The 18,871-nt window shown below is 67.3% G+C and carries 14 protein-coding genes; 11 read left to right on the top strand and 3 right to left on the bottom strand.

Translation table 11 applies throughout. The features are described from left to right. Nucleotides 1–4: 4 nt before the first annotated feature. On the top strand, nt 5–3,169 hold the full coding sequence (locus PHP91_RS11950) for an efflux RND transporter permease subunit (protein ID WP_300140836.1): 3,165 nt from the start codon (nt 5–7) through the stop codon (nt 3,167–3,169). Nucleotides 3,170–3,249: 80 nt separating this feature from the next. On the opposite strand, the gene PHP91_RS11945 is transcribed toward PHP91_RS11950, so the two are convergent. Beyond that, nucleotides 3,250–3,543, bottom strand: a complete 294-nt coding sequence (locus PHP91_RS11945) for a late competence development ComFB family protein (protein ID WP_300140834.1) — start codon at nt 3,541–3,543, stop codon at nt 3,250–3,252. 157 nt (nt 3,544–3,700) lie between these two features. Here PHP91_RS11945 and msrB point away from each other — a divergent pair, with 157 nt between their 5' ends. From msrB to PHP91_RS11930, 3 genes are all read left to right on the top strand, one after another. Then, complete coding sequence (msrB, locus tag PHP91_RS11940; RefSeq protein WP_366141564.1) at nt 3,701–4,807, top strand: peptide-methionine (R)-S-oxide reductase MsrB; 1,107 nt, start codon at nt 3,701–3,703, stop codon at nt 4,805–4,807. Between the two features lie 144 nt (nt 4,808–4,951). Next, a complete protein-coding gene (locus PHP91_RS11935) occupies nt 4,952–6,220 on the top strand; it encodes an alpha/beta fold hydrolase (RefSeq protein WP_300140832.1) in 1,269 nt (422 codons plus the stop codon). Continuing rightward, nucleotides 6,217–7,023, top strand: coding sequence for a VacJ family lipoprotein (locus PHP91_RS11930; RefSeq protein WP_300140830.1), 807 nt, complete (start codon nt 6,217–6,219; stop codon nt 7,021–7,023). Before PHP91_RS11935 ends, PHP91_RS11930 begins: the two co-directional genes overlap by 4 nt. Before the next feature lie 10 nt (nt 7,024–7,033). Here the strand turns inward: PHP91_RS11930 and PHP91_RS11925 are convergent, their stop codons facing one another. After that, entirely contained in the window at nt 7,034–8,431 is a 1,398-nt protein-coding gene (locus PHP91_RS11925) for a glutamate decarboxylase (RefSeq protein ID WP_300140828.1), read from the bottom strand. A 166-nt stretch (nt 8,432–8,597) separates the two neighbouring features. On the opposite strand from PHP91_RS11925, the gene PHP91_RS11920 reads away from it, so the two are divergent. After that, on the top strand, nt 8,598–9,515 hold the full coding sequence (locus tag PHP91_RS11920) for a YceI family protein (protein ID WP_300140826.1): 918 nt from the start codon (nt 8,598–8,600) through the stop codon (nt 9,513–9,515). Nucleotides 9,516–9,722: 207 nt separating this feature from the next. Here PHP91_RS11920 and PHP91_RS11915 read toward each other — a convergent pair whose 3' ends face one another. Next, entirely contained in the window at nt 9,723–10,706 is a 984-nt protein-coding gene (locus PHP91_RS11915; protein ID WP_300140824.1) for an alpha/beta fold hydrolase, read from the bottom strand. Between the two features lie 111 nt (nt 10,707–10,817). Here PHP91_RS11915 and PHP91_RS11910 point away from each other — a divergent pair, with 111 nt between their 5' ends. The 6 genes from PHP91_RS11910 to gatA all read left to right on the top strand — a co-directional run bounded on the left by PHP91_RS11910 (nt 10,818) and on the right by gatA (nt 18,799). Beyond that, on the top strand, nt 10,818–12,023 hold the full coding sequence (locus tag PHP91_RS11910) for an aminopeptidase (protein WP_300140822.1): 1,206 nt from the start codon (nt 10,818–10,820) through the stop codon (nt 12,021–12,023). Between the two features lie 145 nt (nt 12,024–12,168). Next, entirely contained in the window at nt 12,169–12,801 is a 633-nt protein-coding gene (locus PHP91_RS11905; protein WP_300140820.1) for a nucleotide exchange factor GrpE, read from the top strand. Between the two features lie 118 nt (nt 12,802–12,919). Beyond that, the gene (dnaK, locus tag PHP91_RS11900; protein WP_300140818.1) at nt 12,920–14,833 is read left to right on the top strand and encodes a molecular chaperone DnaK; all 1,914 of its coding nucleotides are present in this window, start codon (nt 12,920–12,922) and stop codon (nt 14,831–14,833) included. A 110-nt stretch (nt 14,834–14,943) separates the two neighbouring features. Further along, on the top strand, nt 14,944–16,986 hold the full coding sequence (locus PHP91_RS11895; RefSeq protein ID WP_300140816.1) for a penicillin-binding protein activator: 2,043 nt from the start codon (nt 14,944–14,946) through the stop codon (nt 16,984–16,986). 44 nt (nt 16,987–17,030) lie between these two features. Next, nucleotides 17,031–17,315 carry an Asp-tRNA(Asn)/Glu-tRNA(Gln) amidotransferase subunit GatC gene (gene gatC, locus PHP91_RS11890; protein ID WP_300140814.1) on the top strand — a complete coding sequence of 95 codons (285 nt, stop codon included), beginning with the start codon at nt 17,031–17,033 and terminating at the stop codon, nt 17,313–17,315. Between the two features lie 26 nt (nt 17,316–17,341). After that, the gene (gene gatA / locus PHP91_RS11885; protein ID WP_300140812.1) at nt 17,342–18,799 is read left to right on the top strand and encodes an Asp-tRNA(Asn)/Glu-tRNA(Gln) amidotransferase subunit GatA; all 1,458 of its coding nucleotides are present in this window, start codon (nt 17,342–17,344) and stop codon (nt 18,797–18,799) included. The last annotated feature ends 72 nt before the right edge of the window (nt 18,800–18,871 follow it).

The raw sequence follows: 18,871 nt of genomic DNA, 5'->3' as shown, positions 1-18,871 counted from the left end.
CGCCATGCAGATCATCAAATCCGCCATAGACAAGCCGGTGGCCGTGCTGGTGGGCGTGATCCTCGTGGTCATGTTCGGGGCCATCGCCCTGTTCACGCTGCCCTACCAGCTCTCGCCCAACGTCACCGAGCCGATCATCACGGTCAAGACCGACTGGCAGGGCGCGACCCCCTACGAGATCGAGCGCGACATCATCGAGGAGCAGGAGAAGGTCCTCAAGGGCATCCCCGGCCTCATCGAGATGGACAGCTCCAGCTACAACGGCACCGCCGAGCTCTCCCTCAAGTTCGAGATCGGCACGGACATCGACACCGCGCTCCTGCGCACGACCAACAAGCTGGACGAGGTGCCCGAGTATCCCGACAGCGCGGACCGGCCCATCGTCTCGGCCACGGGCGCGTCCACCTCGCCGGTCATCTGGATGATGATCCGGACCCTGCCGGGCAACGAGCGGGACGTGAACACCTACCGCACCTTTTTCGAGAACGAGGTCCGCCAGTACCTGGAGCGCGTCAAGGGCGTGGCCGAGCTCTTCGTGGGCGGCGGCCGGGAGGACGAGATGCAGATCGTTGTCGATCCCGTCCGGCTGGCGGCCTACAACCTGACCATCCCCGACCTGGTGGCCGTGCTCAAGAGCGAGAACGTCTCCATCTCGGCGGGCAACATGGGCGTGGGGCGACGCGACTACCGCGTGCGCACCCCGGCCAACTTCCGCTCCGCGGAGGACATCGAGTCCATCGTCATCAACTCCTCGGGCGCGACCCGGGTCCGGGTCGCGGACGTGGCCGAGGTCCGGCGCGGGCACCAGAAGGCCACCGTGGCCATGCTGCACAACGGCATTCCCGGCATGGCCGTGGGCGTGAAGCCCGAGCCGGGCGTCAACGTCCTGTCCATGACCGACGACGTCCACAAGGTGGTCCAGGCGCTCAACGACGGGGTGATGAAGGACAACGGCATCACCCTTGAGTGGGTCTACGACCAGCGGCCGTACATCAACGGCGCCATCGACCTGGTCAAGCAGAACATCCTGATCGGCTCGATTCTGGCCATCATCGTCCTGTTCGTCTTTCTCCAGTCGTTTTCCGCCACCATCATCGTGGCCGTGTCCATCCCGGTGTCCATCGTCGGCTCGTTCATCATGTTCGCGGCCGCCGGGCGGACCCTCAACGTCGTGTCCATGGCGGGCATCTCGTTCGCCGTGGGCATGTTGGTGGACAACGCCATCGTGGTGCTGGAGAACATCGATCGGCACCGGGGCATGGGCAAGGGGCCGCTGGACGCGGCCTACGACGGGGCCCGCGAGGTCTGGGGCGCGGTCCTGGCCTCCACCCTGACCACCGTGGCCGTGTTCCTGCCCGTGGTCTTCATGCAGCAGGAGGCGGGCCAGCTCTTCAAGGACATCGCCATCGCCGTCACCTGCGCCATCATCCTGTCAATGGTCGTGTCCCTGCTGGTCATCCCCATGCTGGCCCGCCAGTTCCTGGGCATGGCCGCAAAGCGGCGGGCTGCGGCCGAGGCCCAGGGCGGGCCGCGCAAGCCCGCCACCCTCTCGCTGGTCAAGCGGGCCATGGTGCCGGTGACGCGCATCGGCTCCCGGCTGGCGGACCGGATCACGGCCCTGCTGAACCTGGCCATCGACAGGCCGCTGAACCGGATCGTCACCGTGGGCAGCCTGACGCTCGCCTCGGTGCTCCTGGTCTGGATTTTCTTTCCCAAGATGGAATACCTGCCCCAGGGCAACCGCAACCTGATCATCAACATCCTGATCCCGCCGCCCGGCCTCTCCTACGAGGAGCGGCTGGACATCGGCCACTACGTCTACGACCAGACGGTCCCGCACATGCACAAGGACGTGGGCGGGTTTCCGGGCGTGGCCGACATCTTCTACGTGTCCGCGCCGACCATCAACCTGTTCGGGGCCATCTCCACGGACGAGCAGCGCGGCGGCGAGCTGACCCCGCTGTTCAGCCGGATCATCAACTCCATCCCCGGCATGTACGGCGTGTCGCTCCAGGCCTCCATTTTCGAGCTCGGGCTGGGCAAGGGGCGCGTGGTGGAGGTGGACTTTTCGGGCACGGACCTGGAGAAGATCGTGGCCGCCGCCGGGACCATGTTCGGCATGGCCATGAAGGAGATTCCGGGCTCGCAGATCCGGCCCGTGCCGTCGCTGGAGCTGCTCTATCCCGAGGTGCGCTTCGTTCCCGAGCGGGACCGCGTGCGCGCGGCGGGCATGACCACTCAGGGGCTCGGCACGGCCATCGACGTCATCCTCGACGGCCGCAACATCGGCGACTTCAAGGAAGAGGGCAAAAAGAAGATCGACCTGATCCTCAAGGGCTCGCCCCAGGACGTGACCACGCCCGAGGAGCTCTACGGCTCGCTCATCGCCGTGCCCAACGGCTGGGCCGTGCCCGTCAGCTCGCTGGCGGACATGCGGCGTACCAACTCCATGAACGAAATCCGCCATCTGGAACGCAAGCGCACCGTCTCGCTTCAGGTGACGCCGCCCATGTCCATGCCCCTTGAGGAGGCCATGGAGATCATTCAGAACAAGCTGGTCCCCGGCGTGCGCCAGATGGGGCTGCTGGACGACGTCTCGGTGCGCCTCTCCGGCGCGGCGGACAAGCTGACCGTGACCCGCCAGGCCCTGCAGTGGAACTTCCTGCTGGCCGTGGTCATCACCTACCTGCTCATGTCCGCGCTCTTCGGCAACTTCATCTATCCGCTCATCATCCTGTTCACCGTGCCCCTGGCCGGGGCGGGCGGGTTCCTGGGCCTCAAGCTGGAGAACTGGTTCATCGCCCCGCAGCCGCTGGACATCCTGACCATGCTCGGCTTCGTCATCCTCATCGGCGTGGTGGTCAACAACGCCATCCTCATCGTCCACCAGTCGCTCAACAACATCCGCGAGCACGGCATGGAACACAAGGCGGCCGTGGTCGAGGCCACGCGGACCCGGCTGCGGCCCATCTACATGTCGGCCGCCACCTCGGTGTTCGGCATGTTGCCCCTGGCCATCGCCCCCGGCCCCGGCTCGGAGCTGTATCGCGGCCTGGGCGCGGTGGTGCTGGGCGGCCTGGCCCTGTCCACGGTCTTCACCATCTTCGTCATCCCCGCGCTGCTCATGTTCGTCATCGGCATGGAGAAGCGGGGCGGCCAGGCGTCCTAGCCCCCCGCACGAAGCGGAACGCAACGCGCCCCGGCCTCCCAAGGGAGACCGGGGCGCTTCCCGTCGTATTGGCGGCCGGGTCATTCCGACCGGGTGGGATTCTCCAGCACGCGCTCGATGGCCTCGCGGATCTTGCTCTTGATCTCGAAATCCGAGAGCCGGTCCTGGAGCACGATGGTCCCCTTCTGCACGTAGCGGGAGGGGAGCAGGTTCAGGGTCAGGGCGTAGACGTCCTCGATGTCGAGCTGCTCGAAAAGATAGTCCTCGTAATAGTCGTCCATGATCTCGGCCATGAACCGGGCGACGCGCCGCTCGTTGCGGTTGCGGATCTTGTCCAGGTTCACGCCTCTGACGTCGAGCGGGGAAGGGGGCATGGGCACTCCTTGGCGGACGGATGAGTTTGGTTGCCTCCTCCATAACCCGGTTCCCGTCCCGTTGGCAATCCGTCCGCCGCCCGGCGGACGCGCTTGACACGCCGTCGGCGATGTCTATTTATCGAGGAATGATTCCTAACAACAAAAGGAGGCGTGTATGGACGCGAAACGGGCGATGGCGTGGTGCGCGGGGCTGCTGCTCTGCCTGGCCGCGCTCTTTGGCGCGGGCCGTGCGGCCTTCGGGGGAGACGATATGACCACAGGAAAAACCGAGATCGCCACCCTGGCGGGGGGCTGTTTCTGGTGTCTTGAATCCGATCTGGAAAAACTGCCCGGCGTGCTGGACGTGGTGTCCGGCTACGCGGGCGGGACCGAGCCCGACCCGACCTACGAGCAGGTCAGCGCCCACGCCACCGGCCACCGCGAGGCCGTGCAGGTCACCTTCGACCCGGCGGAGATCGGCTACGGCGCGCTGCTCGACTACTACTGGAAGCACTTCGACCCCACGGACGCGGGCGGCTCCTTCGGGGACCGGGGGTTCCAGTACACCTCGGCCGTCTTCTACCACTCCGAGGCGCAGCGCGCGGAAGCCGAGGCTTCGCGGAAGGCCCTGGAGGCGTCCGGCCGCCTGGGCGGCCCGGTGGCCACAGAAGTGCTGCCCTTCACCACTTTCTACCCGGCGGAGGCCTACCATCAGGATTACGCCCGGACCTGCCCGGTGCGCTACAAGGCCTATCGTCACTTTTCGGGCCGCGACCGGTACATCGAGAAGACCTGGGGCGGCGCGGCGAAGCCCGAGGCCGCCGCGAAGCCGGACGGGGCCAAGACATACGCCCGGCCCGACGACGAGGCCGTGCGCCGGGCCCTCAGCCCGCTCCAGTACCGCGTCACCCAGGCGTGCGGCACCGAGCCGCCTTTTGACAACGCCTATTGGGACAACCATCGCGAGGGCATCTACGTGGACGTGGTCTCGGGCGAGCCGCTCTTTTCCAGCCGGGACAAGTTCGACTCCGGCTCGGGCTGGCCGAGCTTCACCCGGCCCATCGGGGAGGAGCGCGTCACCGAGCGGCGGGACGGGAGCCTCGGCATGACCCGCACCGAGGTGCGCAGCCGGGGAGCGGATTCCCATCTGGGGCATGTCTTCGAGGACGGTCCCGGCCCGAGCGGGCTGCGCTACTGCATCAATTCCGCCTCCCTGCGCTTCATCCCCAGGGAGGAGATGGAAAAGGAAGGGTACGGCGAGTATCTCACGCTGTTTGAATAACCGGAAGGCCGTCACGGCCGGGGGGAGTCTCTGCGGGGGCTCCCCCCTTTTTTTGCGTCCGCCCGATCCGGTCCGGGGGAGGGCACGCGGTTTGCAACGGTTTGCAAAATCAGAAAAAGAAGGTAAGAACTTCCCGACCGTACCATGCGAAGCATTGCCGCCTTGTCACTCCTCATCCTCCTGCTGTCCGCCGCGTCCTCGGCGGCCGGGGGTTACGGCTACCCCTTCGCCGATCCGATCAAGGCCACGGTCTACGGCACGCCGCCAACGGAAATCTATCGTAAATTCAAGCCGGTGACGATCAAGACGCGGGCCCTGCGCGTCAAGGGCCGCCGCGTGCCCTCGGTCTTCTCCTACAGCTCCGACATGTATTACTCCACGGCCCTGCACAAGGAGGAGGCCCCGCTGGTATTCATCATCGCGGGCACCGGGGCGGAGCACGACTCCAAGAAGATGGACTTCCTGACCCGCGCATTCTACAGCGCCGGATACCATGTGGTGGCCCTGTCCTCGCCCACGCACATGAATTTCATCATCTCCATGTCCGAGCACGCCGTGCCCGGCTACGTGCCCTACGACGTGAAGGACCTCTACCGGGCCATGCGCTGGATCAAGGAGGAACTGGCCGGGGAGTGCAAGGTGAGCGGCTACTCCGTCACCGGCTACAGCCTCGGGGCCATGCACGCCGCCCATCTGGCCCATATGGACGCCGAGCGCCACGACTTCGATTTCAGGAAGGTCCTGCTCATCAACCCGCCGGTCAGCCTCTATCACTCGGTAAAGCGCATCGACGCCTGGCTCGGGCCCGAGAACCTGGGCGGCCGGACCGTCCACCAGCAGATCGAGCGGTTCGTCAAGCTCTTCTCCGACTACTACGAGCAGACCAACATCACGGACTTCGACGACAATTTCCTCTATGACCTGGTCACCCAGGTGGACTTCGACGCCACGGACCTGCGCGCCCTCATCGGGGTCGACTTCCGCCTCTCGTCCACGGCCATGATCTTTTCCTCGGACGTCTGCCTCCAGGCCGGATACCTGGTGCCCCCGGACCGCTATCCCCTGGCCACGGGCGACCCGCTCATGGACTATGCCGAGGCCGCCTTCGAGATCAGCTTCGAGGAGTACATGGACGAATACCTCCTGCCGTACCTCCGCTACGTGGACCCGTCCATGGATCGCTATTCCATGATTCAGCAGTGCAGCCTGTATCCCATCCGGACCTGGCTCAAGAACGCGGACAACGTGGTTCTCATCGGCAACCTCGACGACGTCATCCTGAACGGGAACGACGTGCGCTTCCTGAAGGACGTGTTCGGCGGGCGCGCCCGTTTCTTCCCCACGGGCGGGCACTGCGGCAACATGATGTACGGTCCCTTCGTGGAAGCCATGCTGGAGATGATGAAGTCATGACCGCGCGCAGGCTCCCGATCCTCACGGCCCTGTGGGCCGTCCTGCTCCTGGCCCTGGCGGGCTGCGGCCCGTCCGTGCTCCGGCAGGTGGACCCGGCGCTGACCCTGGCTCCCAGCGGGTTCCGCACCGAGGCCAACCACTGGCCCGACACCTGCGGCTCCAGCGGCTTCGCGGTGATGGACGTCTACGACCCGTGGGAGCCCCTGAACCGCAACATCTATTCCTTCAACGCCGCGTTCGACGACTATTTCATGCTCCCGGCCACCGACGTCTACACCACGGTGGTCCCCTCGCCCGCGCGCACCGGGGTCAAGAACGTCATCCGCAACCTCAACGAGGTCGGCGTACTGACCAACTGCCTGCTTCAGGGCAAGATGAGGAAATCCGCCATCACCACCGGCCGGTTCCTGATAAACTCCACCTTTGGCCTGGGCGGGCTCTTCGACCTGGCCTCCAACAACCCGAAGCTGAGGCGGCAGGAGGAGGACTTCGGCCAGACCCTCGGCGTCTGGGGCGTGGGCAACGGGCCCTATTTCGTCATGCCCTTCTTCGGCCCGTCCAACCTGCGCGACACCGTGGGCTTCGGCGGCGACTTCATGCTGCTGTGGTGGGAGATGAAGACCGTCTACAAGACCCTGGGCATCAACGACAACTGGAACTGGACCCTGGGCGAGCTGGCCATCCGCGCCTTGAACATGCGCGCCAACATCCCCTTTCGCTACCACAAGACCGGGTCGCCCTTCGAGTACGAACTGGTCCGTTTCGTCTACACCAAGAAGCGCGAGCTCGACATCCGCAAATAGCGCCGGACGGTCACTTCGAGTGGCTGTAGCCGCCCGCCTCGGCCTCGGTCAGCGGAACGGTGACCGGGTTGCGCCCGAAGTAGTCCAGGCACCGCCGCAGGTCCGAAGCGAAAAGGTCGCCCAGGTCGCGGGAAAAACCGTGGCGCACCAGGACGCGCATGACCACCAGGTCCTCGCGGTCCGGCGGCATGGCATAGGCCGCCACCTGCCAGCCGCGCGTGCGCAGCCGGTCCGAGAGGTCGTAGAGGGTGTAGCCGTGGTCCCGGTCCCCGGCCAGGGACCAGCTCACGGCCGGGAGCCCGCCCGCGCCGTCGTGGATGACCCGGAACGGGCCCATCCCGGCGATGGCCCCGGCCAGCTCGCGGGCCGTGTCGCGGCAGGCCTGGTGGATGCGGCGGTAGCCCTCGCGCCCCAGGCGCAGGAAGTTGTAGTACTGGGCCGCGATCTGGCCGCCGGGGCGGGAGAAGTTCAGGGCGAAGGTGGGCATGTCGCCGCCCAGGTAGTTGACCCGGAAGACCAGGTCCTCGGGCAGGTGCGTCGCGTCGCGCCAGACCACCCAGCCCACCCCGAGCGGCGCGAGCCCGTACTTGTGGCCCGAGCTGTTGATGGAGACCACGCGCGCCTGCCGGAAATCCCAGTCCAGCTCGGGCTCGGCGAACGGGGCCACGAACCCCCCGCTGGCCGCGTCCACATGCACCGGCACGTCGAGGCCCGTGCGCGCCTGCAATTCGTCCAGGGCGGCGCAGATGGCCGCCACCGGCTCGTACTGGCAGGTGAAGGTCACGCCCAGGGTGGGCACCACGCCGATGGTGTTCTCGTCGCAGCGGGCCACCACCTCCTCGGGCGTGAGGATGAGCCGGTCCCGCGCCATGGGAACCTCGCGCAGCTCCACGTCCCAGTAGCGGGCGAACTTGTGCCAGCAGACCTGGACCGGGCCGCAGACCAGGTTGGGCCGGTCCGTGGGGAGCCCGGCCGCGCGGCGTTTCTCCCGCCAGCGCCACTTCAGCGCCAGGCCGCCGAGCATGGCCGCCTCGCTGGACCCGGTGGTGGAGCAGCCCGTGGAGTTGCGGCCGTCCGGGGCGCGCCACAGGTCGGCCAGCATGTGCACGCAGCGCGCCTCCAGCTCGGCCGTCTGCGGGTATTCGTCCTTGTCGATCATGTTCTTGTCCAGGCACTCGTTCATGATCCGGCGCACCTCGGGCTCGGCCCAGGTCTGGCAGAACGTGGCCAGGTTCTGGCGGGCGTTGCCGTCCAGCATCAGCTCGTCGTGCACCACCTGGTAGACGTGGCGGGGCGCGCTCTCGGCGTCGGGAAAGCGGTACCTGGGCAGCCGGACCGAGAGGTCGTCGGCCGCGAAGACGTCGTCGAGCAGGCGGTGGCGGATGGTGTCCTTTTCGTGCAGGGCCATGGTTTCTCCATCGGTTTCCGGGTTGGCGGGCAGGGCGCGGCGCGCTCCGGCCTCCGTTGTGCCACAGGCCGCCCCCTTCGTCACCCCTTGTCCGAATTTCCTGTTGCGCAACGGCCGGTTCGTGTTAGGCTGGGGCCAAAGTCATCCCCGAAACCGAGGAGGCGGCATGGAGACCCTGGTCAAGCGTTTGGACGCGGACGGCGTACGCCGGTTCCTGGAGCGGGGCGGGGGCGTCCTTGTGGACACCCTGCCGCCCGAGCACTTCGCCGCCCGGCACATCCCCGGCGCGGTCAACGCCTGCGTGTACGAGGTGGCCTTCCCGGACGCCATGGCCGCGCTCGCGCCGGACAAGGGCGCGTCCGTGGTCCTCTACGGGGCCGGGCCGAGGTCCGGCGACTGCCGGTGCGCGGCCGAAAAGCTCCAGCGCGCGGGCTACGCCGACGTGGCCGTGTTCCTGGGCGGCCTGGAGGCCTGGCGCGCGGCCGGGCACGCCCTGGAGGGCGATGCCCCCGGCGAGGTGGAGCCGCCGCACCCGGCCCTGGTCCTGGAGCCGAGGACCTACCGCGTCCTGCCGCAGGAGTCGGAGGTCCGCTGGACCGGGCGCAACAACAACGGCGGCCACTATGGCCTGCTCGCCGTATCCTCCGGATTTCTGGAAGGCGCGGGCGAGCCCTCGGCCTCCTTCACCCTGGACATGGCCTCCCTGCGCAACCTCGACCTGGAGGGCGCCGAGCTCCACCCGGTGCTGGAAGCTCACCTCCGGTCCGACGACTTCTTCTTCACCGCGCTCTTTCCCAAGGCGACCTTCACCACCACCCGCATCCGCATAGCCGAGCTGGGCGAGGCCACCCGGCCCAACGCCATGCTCCAGGGCGTGCTCACCCTGCGCGGCGCGGAGAACGAGATCGCCTTTCCTGCCCACATCCGCAACCTGGCCGACGGTCGCCTCGCGGTCATCGCCAACCTCGATTTCGACCGCACCCAGTGGGGCGTCATCTACGGCTCGTCCCGCTTCTTCCAGCACCTGGGCTACCATGTGGTCTTCGATTTCATCTCCGTGGACTTCCGGCTCGTGCTGGAATAGCGAGGCCGCGCACGCAAAAAAGGAGGGGCCGGAGTAGTCTCCGGCCCGTTCGCCTGTATCGGCAACGCCCTTCCGTCCGTGGCGGCTCCGCGGATCACCGGGGAAGACCTGGTTGGCGCATTCCCTCCGGCGCTTTGATGTTCTCGTTGCAATCCACGCCCCGTGAGGGGTATGCCGATCCGTTTTCCCAAAAAAACGCGGGACCTGCTAGCCGGGCAGTTCCGACAGGAAGGCGGCCGCCCGCCGCTCCGACCAGTAGACGTTGTCCAGGCCGGAGGCGACGAAGCCCACGTGGCCGCCGTAGCGCGGCGTCTCCAGGAACAGGTTCGGATTGTTGCGCGCCGCCTCCTCCGGAAAACAGGCGGGCGTCAGGAAGGGGTCGTTCCGCGCGTTGACCAGCAGGGTCGGGACCCGGACGGCCCCGAGGACCGGCAGGCTGGAGGCGCGGGCGTAGTAGTCCGCCGCGTCGGCGAAGCCGTGGTAGGGCGCGGTGTAGCGGTTGTCGAACTCGCGCAGGGTGTAGACCCCCCTCAGCAGGTGGGGCGGCACCTGGTCCGGGAAGCGCGCCTCCTTTTCCCGCACCTTGGCCCGCAGGCCGAGCATGAAATATTCCACGTAGATGCGCCGCGAAGGCCGGGCCAGCATCCGCTCCGACCCGCCCAGGTCGCACGGCACCGAGAACACGGCGGCCGCCGCGACCCCGGCCGGAACCCGGTCCGGGTCCTCGCCCAGGTACTTGAGGATCTGGTTGCCGCCCATAGAGAAGCCGATGAGCACGACCTGGTCGTAGCGGCCCGAGGCCAGGCAGTGGGTGACCACGGTGTGCAGGTCGCCGGTCTCGCCCGAGTGGTAGGATCGGGGCAGGAGGTTGGGCTCGCCGCCGCAGCCGCGCTGGTTCCAGCAGGCCGCGTCGAACCCCAGGCCGGTGGCCGCTCGGGCCATGCCCACCACGTACTTGCGCCGGGCGTCGCCCTCCAGGCCGTGGGAGATGATCGCCACCTTGCGGCTTTTGCCGACGCGGGAGGGGTGGACGTCCATGGTCAGGAAGTCGTTGTCCGGGGTGGTCACGCGCTCCTTGCGGATGGGCCCGAAGAGCGGGGACGGGCGCAGCAGCGTCGGATAGAGCGTCGAGAGGTGGGCGCGGCGGAACGGGGGAGCGGGGCGGTAGTCGGGCACGGGCAGCACGGGCATGGGACCGGTGTACGACCGGCCGGAATGTTTGTCAAAACCGGCGGTCGGTCTCGGAAAGAATTTGCCAAGGCGGCCGGCCGGCCCTATCTTCGGGGGCAAACCGGAGGAACCGTGCCGCTCTTCGACGCCGTCGACATCGAAAATTACGCCGAGGTCCTGGTCTGGGCCCTGAACAAGTCCCGCCGCGAGCCCCTCAAAAAGAAGGACGTGGTGGTCATCCGCTACGACATCCCCGGCCTGGCCCTGGCCGAGGCGGTCTATTCCCGGCTCATGGACGGCCACTTCATGCCCGTGGCCATGGCCCGGCCCACGCCCTACATGGAGGCCGAGCGCTACCTCAACGCCAGCTACGGCCAGCTCCTGTTCCAGCAGCCCGGCCTGGCCGAGCTCTACGCCCGCGCCGCGGGCATCGTCACCATCCTCGCGCCCGAGGACCTGACCCACCTTCAGGGCGTGGACCCGCGCACCATCGCCGAGGCGGGCCGCGCCGACGGGGCGACCAAGGACGTCCTGCGCCGCCGCCGCTATACCGGCTCCCTGGGCTGGACCACCTGCGTCTATCCGACCCCGGCCCTGGCCGAGGCCTCGGGCATGACCATAGAGGAATACGCCCGCGCCCTGGGCCGCGCCTGCTGGCTGAACATGCCGGACCCGGTGCGCGAGTGGCGTCGGCTGGAGCGCGAGGCGGGCGAGGTCTGCGACTGGCTCGGGGCCATGGGCATCCGCTCCCTGCGCGTGGAGTCCGAGGACGTCAACCTCAAGGTCCCGGTGGGCGAGAACCGCCGGTTCCTGGGCGTCTCCGGCACCAACATCCCCGGCTACGAAATCTATTTCGCGCCCGACGCGCGCGGGGTGGAGGGCACCTACTACGCGGACCAGCCGACCCTGCGCCACGGCCACCTGGTCCTGGGCGCGTCCCTGGATTTCTCGGGCGGCATCGCGGCCCGGGTGGAGGCGGCGCGGGGCGAGACCTTCCTCCAGGGCCAGCTCTACCTGGACGCCGGGGCGCGCCGGGTGGGCGAGTTCTCGCTCACGGACAAGCGCTTCTCGCGCGTGGACCGGTTCATGGCCCACACCCTGCTGGACGAGAACTTCGGCGGCGAGCACGGCAACTGCCACCTGGCCCTGGGCGGCTCGGTCCTGGAGAGCTACACGGGCCCGGCGGAGCTGCTCACGCCCGAGCTGGAATATGAGCTCGGCTTCAACGCCTCGGGCCTGCACTGGGACCTGGTCAACACCCAGCCCAAGCGGGTCACGGCCCTGCTCAAGACGGGCGAGCCGAGGCTGATCTACGAGAACGGGTCGTTCCGCATCTGATCCCCGGCCGTTTTTCTTGGCCGTTCCGCCCTTTTCACGGGTTTGTGGTTATTGACAACCCGTCCCCCATGATTATTTGTCAGGCATACCCCGCTTGGGCGGGGCTTTTTTCGATCAAATCCAGATTGTTAAGGAAACGGATTCCATGAGCGACAAGAAAAATACCGAAGTTCCCATCAACGGCCTGTTCGAAGAGGAATCCCCGCTTTTCGGGGCGTCCGCCAAGGGCGAGGCCGGCCGGGATGAAGCCGCCGACAAGGGCGAGGCCGGGCGCGACGCCGAGGTCTCCCTGAGCCAGGACGAGCTGGTGGCCCTGTGCAAGGCGTCGGTCTGCCCCGGCTGCGACGTGCACCGCGAGGCCGAAAACGTCCGCCTGCGCGCCCTGGCCGACGCCGAGAACGTCAAGAAGCGGCTGCTGCGCGAGAGCGAGGACATGAAGAAGTACGCGGGCGAGTCGGTCCTGGCCGACCTGCTGCCCGTGCTCGACAACCTGGAGCTCGCCCTGGCCCACACCGGCAACCTGGACGGCGCGTGCAAGAACTTCGTCATCGGCGTCGAGATGACCCGCAAGCTCTTCCTGGACGCCGTCAAGGGCCACGGCCTGGTGGCGGTGGACGCCGCGCGCGGCGCGGAGTTCAACCCCGAGATTCACGAGGCCGTCGGCACCGTGGAGGAAGCGGGGCTGGACGACAACCGCATCGCCCAGGTGGTGCAGGGCGGCTACCTGCTCAAGGGCCGTCTGCTGCGCCCGGCCAAGGTCATGGTCAACAAGGCCTAGCAAGGTTTTTTTTGCGGTCCGCCACTTTACAACCCCGGTGGCGTGATTATTGGAAAAAGAGCGAAACGAACGCCGCAGGGGCGCGGCACGCAATAGAGATTCTTTAGGAGGAAACAGTATGGGCAAGATCATAGGGATCGACCTCGGAACCACCAACTCCTGCGTCTACGTGATGGAGGGCAAGGATCCGAAATGCATCACCAACCCCGAAGGGGGCCGGACCACCCCGTCCGTCGTCGCCTTCACCGACAAGGAGCGGCTGGTTGGCGACATCGCCAAACGCCAGTCCGTCACCAACCCTGAAAAGACCGTCTTCGCCATCAAGCGGCTCATGGGCCGCAACGTGAGCGCGCCCGAGGTCGCGAAGTGGAAGGAGCATTGCCCCTACCGGATCGTGGCCGGCAACGGCAACGACGCGTGGGTGGAGATCGCGGGCAAGAAGTACAGCCCGCCCGAAGTCTCGGCCATGATTCTGCAGAAGCTGAAAAAGGACGCCGAGACCTACCTTGGCGAGCCCGTGACCGAGGCGGTCATCACCGTCCCGGCCTACTTCAACGACTCCCAGCGCCAGGCCACCAAGGACGCGGGCAAGATCGCGGGCCTTGAGGTCAAGCGCATCATCAACGAGCCCACGGCCGCCTCCCTGGCCTACGGGTTCGACAGGAAGGCCAACGAGAAGATCGCGGTCTTCGACCTCGGCGGCGGCACGTTCGATATCTCCATCCTGGAAGTCGGCGACAACGTCGTGGAAGTCCGCGCCACCAACGGCGACACCTTCCTCGGCGGCGAGGACTTCGACCACCGGATCATCGAGTACCTGGTGGACGAGTTCAAGAAGGAGAACGGCATTGACCTGGCCAAGGACCGCATGGCCCTCCAGCGGCTCAAGGAAGCCGCCGAAAAGGCCAAGCACGAGCTCTCCAGCTCCGTGGAGACCGAGGTCAACCTGCCGTTCATCACCGCCGACCAGAACGGCCCGAAGCACATGATGGTCAAGATCAGCCGCGGCAAGCTCGAAAAGCTGGTCGAGGACCTGGTGGACCGCACCGTGGAGCCGTGCAAGAAGGCTCTCAAGGACGCCGGTCTCTCCGCTTCGGACATCGACGAGGTCATCCTTGTCGGCGGCATGACCCGCATGCCCCTGGTCCAGCAGAAGGTGAAGTCCTTCTTCGGCAAGGAGCCCAACCGCTCCGTGAACCCGGACGAGGTCGTGGCCATGGGCGCGGCCATCCAGGGCGGCATCCTGGCCGGCGACGTCAAGGACGTCCTGCTGCTCGACGTGACCCCGCTGTCGCTGGGCATCGAGACCATGGGCGGCGTGATGACTCGCCTGATCGAGCGCAACACGACCATCCCGACCAAGAAGTCCCAGGTGTTCACCACCGCGGCCGACAACCAGCCGTCGGTCTCCATCCGGGTCTTCCAGGGCGAGCGGCCCATGAGCGCGGACAACAAGCTGCTCGGCAACTTCGAGCTCTCCGGCATCCCGCCGGCGCCGCGCGGCGTGCCGCAGATCGAGGTCACCTTCGACATCGACGCCAACGGCATCGTGCATGTCGGCGCCAAGGACATGGGCACCGGCCGCGAGCAGTCCATCCAGATCACCGCTTCCTCCGGCCTGTCCGAGGACGAGATCAACCAGATGGTCAAGGACGCCGAGTCCCACGCCGAGGACGACAAGAAGAAGCAGGCGCTCATCGAGGCCCGCAACCATGCCGACACCCTGGTCTACACCACCGAGAAGTCCATCCGCGACCTCGGCGACAAGGTGGATTCCGCGCTCAAGGCGGACATCGAGACCAAGGTCGCGGCCCTGAAGAAGGCGCTTGAGGGCGACGACGAGAACGAGATCAAGACCAAGACCGACGAGCTGGCCCAGGCCTCCCACAATCTGGCCGAGCAGCTCTACGCCCAGAAGGCCGGTCAGCCGGGCGGCGAGTCCCACGGCGGACCCTCCGCCGGTCCGGAGCCGGGCGCGCAGCCCAAGGATGACGACGACGTGGTCGACGCCGACTACACCGAAGTCAAGTAATCCGGCTTGCCTTCACGGCTCAGTCGAAGTATAGCATTACCCGGCCCGCCAAAGCGGGCCGGGTTTTTTTAGTTATCTGGCTGCCCAATTCTGCTGCAATGGAACGTGCCATGTATCGATCCCGAAAAGTGACCGCCTTGCGCTCCGCCCTGCGCCTTGCCGCCCTGGTCGCCCTCCTGTCCCTGTTCCTGTCCGGCTGCGCCCAGCGCGGGCCCTCCATCCGGAGCACGGACCTGCTCTCCACGCCCAACCTCCTCGTCGAGGCGGACGCGGCCTTCAAGGCGAAGCGGTATGAAGCCGCCGAGCTCTACTATACCAAGCTGCTCGAACGCCAGGACCTGGAGAAGAGCGAGCTGCCCGCCATTTACGGCAACCTCGCCGACTCCGCCTACGCCCTTGGCCATTACCACCAGGCGCGCATCGCCCTGGAGACCTGGGCCAACATGGACACCACGGCCCTGGGCCGGGCCTCCTGGGAGACGACCTACCTGGGCGCCATGGCCGCCCTGGGCAAGGGCGAGCGGCTGGACAACCACCTCAAGTGGCTGCTCAAGGCCGACAATCTGCCCTGGGCCACCCGCCAGGACGCGGCCCTGTGGTACTCCGCCTATTTCACGGGCCGCGACGACGCGGCCCGCGCCCTGGAAGTCCTCGGCTCCTTCTATGCCCAGGCCCCGGACCTCACGGCCCGGACCGGGATGGAGCAGGCCTTCCGCGAACGGCTGGAAAAGCTGGACGACACGGGTGTGGACGACCTGGCCAAGGGCGTCACCGCCGAGGACCAGCTCAAGTTCCCCTACGCCCTGGTCGCCTTCGAGCGGGGCGTCCGCCAGGCCGGGAACAAGGAGGCGTGGTCCGTCAACTGGCGCACCCTGCGCAACGTGGCCGGGAGCGGCGACCTGGCCGACCTCGTCCCGCTCCGGACCCGGCTGGCCGAGCTGGAGGCGCGCTACGGCATGCCCCGCGTGGGCGTGGCCCTGGCCCTGCCGCTGACAGGCCCCTACGGCCCGGTGGGCATCAAGATCCTGCGCGGCGCGGGCCTGGCCCAGTGGCGGCTGGCTCAGGACGGCACGGACGTGGACATCAAGGTCGTCAACACCGAGGCCCCGGGCTGGGAGAAGCGGCTGGCCGCGCTCCCGAGCCACTACACCGTTGTGGGCGGCCCGCTCCAGGTCTCGGCCTTCAAGCGCCTCGCCCAGTCCGCTCCGGTGGGCCAGCGCGTGCTCGACCAGCGCGCCTTCTTTACTTTCCTGGCCTCCCTGGGCGACCTGGAGGAGGGCAGGGACGCGTGGCGGTTCTTCACCAGCCGCAGCGACGAGGTTCGCTCCCTGGTCCGCCTGGCCGTGGACCAGTTGGGCATCAAGAACCTGGCCATCTTCTATCCCGAGGAAAAGTTCGGCCGGACCATGGCCCGCATCTTCTACGACGAGGCGGCCCCGCTGGGCGGCCGCATCCGGGGCATGCAGGGCTATCCGGCGGACAACCTCAAGCAGTGGGCCAAGAGCGTGGGCAAGCTGCTCAAGGTCCCGGCCAATTTCAGCGACATCAAGGACGAGCCGCTGCCGCCGCCCGATTTCGGCGCGGTCTTCCTGCCCGACGGCTGGCGCCAGGCCCAGACCCTGCTGCCCAACTTCTTCTTCTACGAGGGCGACCAACTGGTCTTCCTCGGTCCCGGCCTGTGGTCCCGCGCCCTGGACGGGGCCAAGGGCATCGACGAGCATTACTACCGGCTGGCCGTGTGCCCCGGCGCGTGGTGGGCGGCCAGCGACGGCGGCCACGCCCTCCAGAGCGCCCTCACCGACGAGGGACTCGGGCAGGCCGATTTCTGGGTGGCGCTGGGCTACGACTTCATCCGGTTCGCCGGGCGCATCGGCACCCTGCCGTCCGGCTGGACGCCGGAGCTGGTCAACAAGCGCATCCAGGCCGCCCAGACCATGGATTTCAGCATGGCCCGCCTGACCTGGAACGAGCGGGGCGTGGCCAGCCAGGACCTCTTCCTCTTCAGCCCGGTGCAGAACGGCAAGGAGCTGGTCAACGCCGACAAGGTCTCCGCCCGCATCGCCCAGGCCAAGGCCCGGCGCGCAAAACGGCTGGATGCCTACGAGAAGCGCAAGGAAGAGGAAAAGGCCAAAAAGGAACAGAGCGTATTCTGAAGCGGCGGCCGGACCCGGCCCCCGACGACACAAGGAGCAGGAAAATGAAAATCAGCCCCGAGGAAGTGGCCAAGGTGGCGCGGCTCGCGCGTCTCGACCTGCCCGCGGACAAGGTGGAGCTCTTCGCCGGACAGCTCGGCGACATTCTCGCCTACATGGACAAGCTGGGCGAGCTGGATACGGCCGACGTCGAGCCCATGTACAGCCCGGTCAAACACACCACCGTGCTGCGCAAGGACGAGGTGCGCAAGGACTACGCCCGCGAGGAGATCCTGGCCAATGCGCCCGAGCGGGACGGCCAGTTCTTCATCGTGCCCAGGATCGTCTAATCCCTTCATCCCATTCAGGAATTTCAATGTCTGAACTGCATACCAAGACGTTGGCCGAGCTGGCCGGGCTGCTCCAGGGCGGCGAGGTCAAGGCCGTGGACGCCGTGCGCGCCTGCCTGGAGCGCATCGAGGCCACCGAGCCGAAGATCAAGGCCCTGATTACGGTCATGGGCGAGGACGCCCTCAAACAGGCCGAGACCATGGACGCCGGGGGGCCGGACCCGAAGAAGCCCCTGTGGGGCGTGCCTGTCGTCCTCAAGGACCTGCTGACCACCAAGGGCGTGCGCACCACCTGCGCCTCCAGGATTCTGGACAACTTCGTTCCCTTCTTCGACGCCACGGCCGTGACCAGGCTCAAGGAGGCCGGGGCCATCCTCATCGGCAAGGCCAACATGGACGAGTTCGCCATGGGCTCCTCCACCGAGAACTCCGCCTATTTCCAGACCGGCAACCCCTGGGACCCGGAGCGGGTGCCCGGCGGCTCCTCGGGCGGTTCCGGCGCGTCCGTGGCCGCGGGCCAGTGCTTTGCGGCCCTGGGCACGGACACCGGCGGCTCCATCCGCCTGCCCGCCTCCTTCTGCGGCATCGTCGGCCTCAAGCCCACCTACGGCCGGGTTTCCCGGTTCGGACTCATCGCCTATGGCTCCTCCCTGGACCAGATGGGCCCCATGACCCGCACCGTGGAGGACGCCGCGCGCGTGCTCCAGGTCATCGCGGGCCACGATCCCAAGGACTCCACCTCGGTGGACGAGCCCGTGCCCGACTACCTGGCCGGGCTGGGCCGTGAGAGCCTCGACGGCGTGACCGTTGGCCTGCCCAGGGAATACTGGGGCGAGGGGCTGGACCCGGAGGTCGAGGCTGCCTGCCGCGCGGCCGTGGACAAGATGGTCGCCCTGGGGGCCAAGACCGTGCCCCTGGAGCTATCCCTGACCGAGTACGCCATCGCCACCTATTACATCATCGCCATGGCCGAGGCGTCCTCCAACCTCTCCCGCTTCGACGGCGTGCGCTTCGGCCACCGCACCGCCCATGCCGACGAGCTCATCGACATGTACACCAAGAGCCGGACCGAAGGGTTCGGCGACGAGGTGCAGCGCCGGATCATCATCGGCACCTACGTGCTCTCCTCCGGCTACTACGACGCCTACTACAACAAGGCCGCCAAGGTCCGCCGCCTGCTGCGCCAGGACTTCGACAAGGCCTTCACCCAATGCGACCTCATCGCCGGGCCGGTCTGCCCGACCACGGCCTTCAAGGCGGGTGACAAGGCCGACCCGCTCCAGATGTACCTCATGGACATCTTCACCATCTCGCTCAACCTGGCCGGGCTGCCGGGCATGAGCCTGCCCGTGGGCCTTGGCGCGGACTCCGGAATGCCGGTGGGCCTCCAACTCATGGGCCGCCCCTTCGAGGAGGCGCAGATGCTCTCCGTGGCCGCCTGCCTGGAGCGCAACCTGGCCCCCATGCCCCGGCCGAAGCTGTAGGCGGATGTTGCCTCCGGCGGCCGGGGGAAGGGGGAGAGGGACCCTTTGAAAAGGGTCGCCTCTCCCCCTTCC

It is taken from the genome of Pseudodesulfovibrio sp. (genome assembly GCF_028692895.1).
In the GTDB taxonomy this organism is placed as follows: domain Bacteria; phylum Desulfobacterota; class Desulfovibrionia; order Desulfovibrionales; family Desulfovibrionaceae; genus Pseudodesulfovibrio.
The sequence above is the reverse complement of the archived record's forward strand: the minus strand, read 5'-3'. Positions and strand labels throughout refer to the sequence as shown.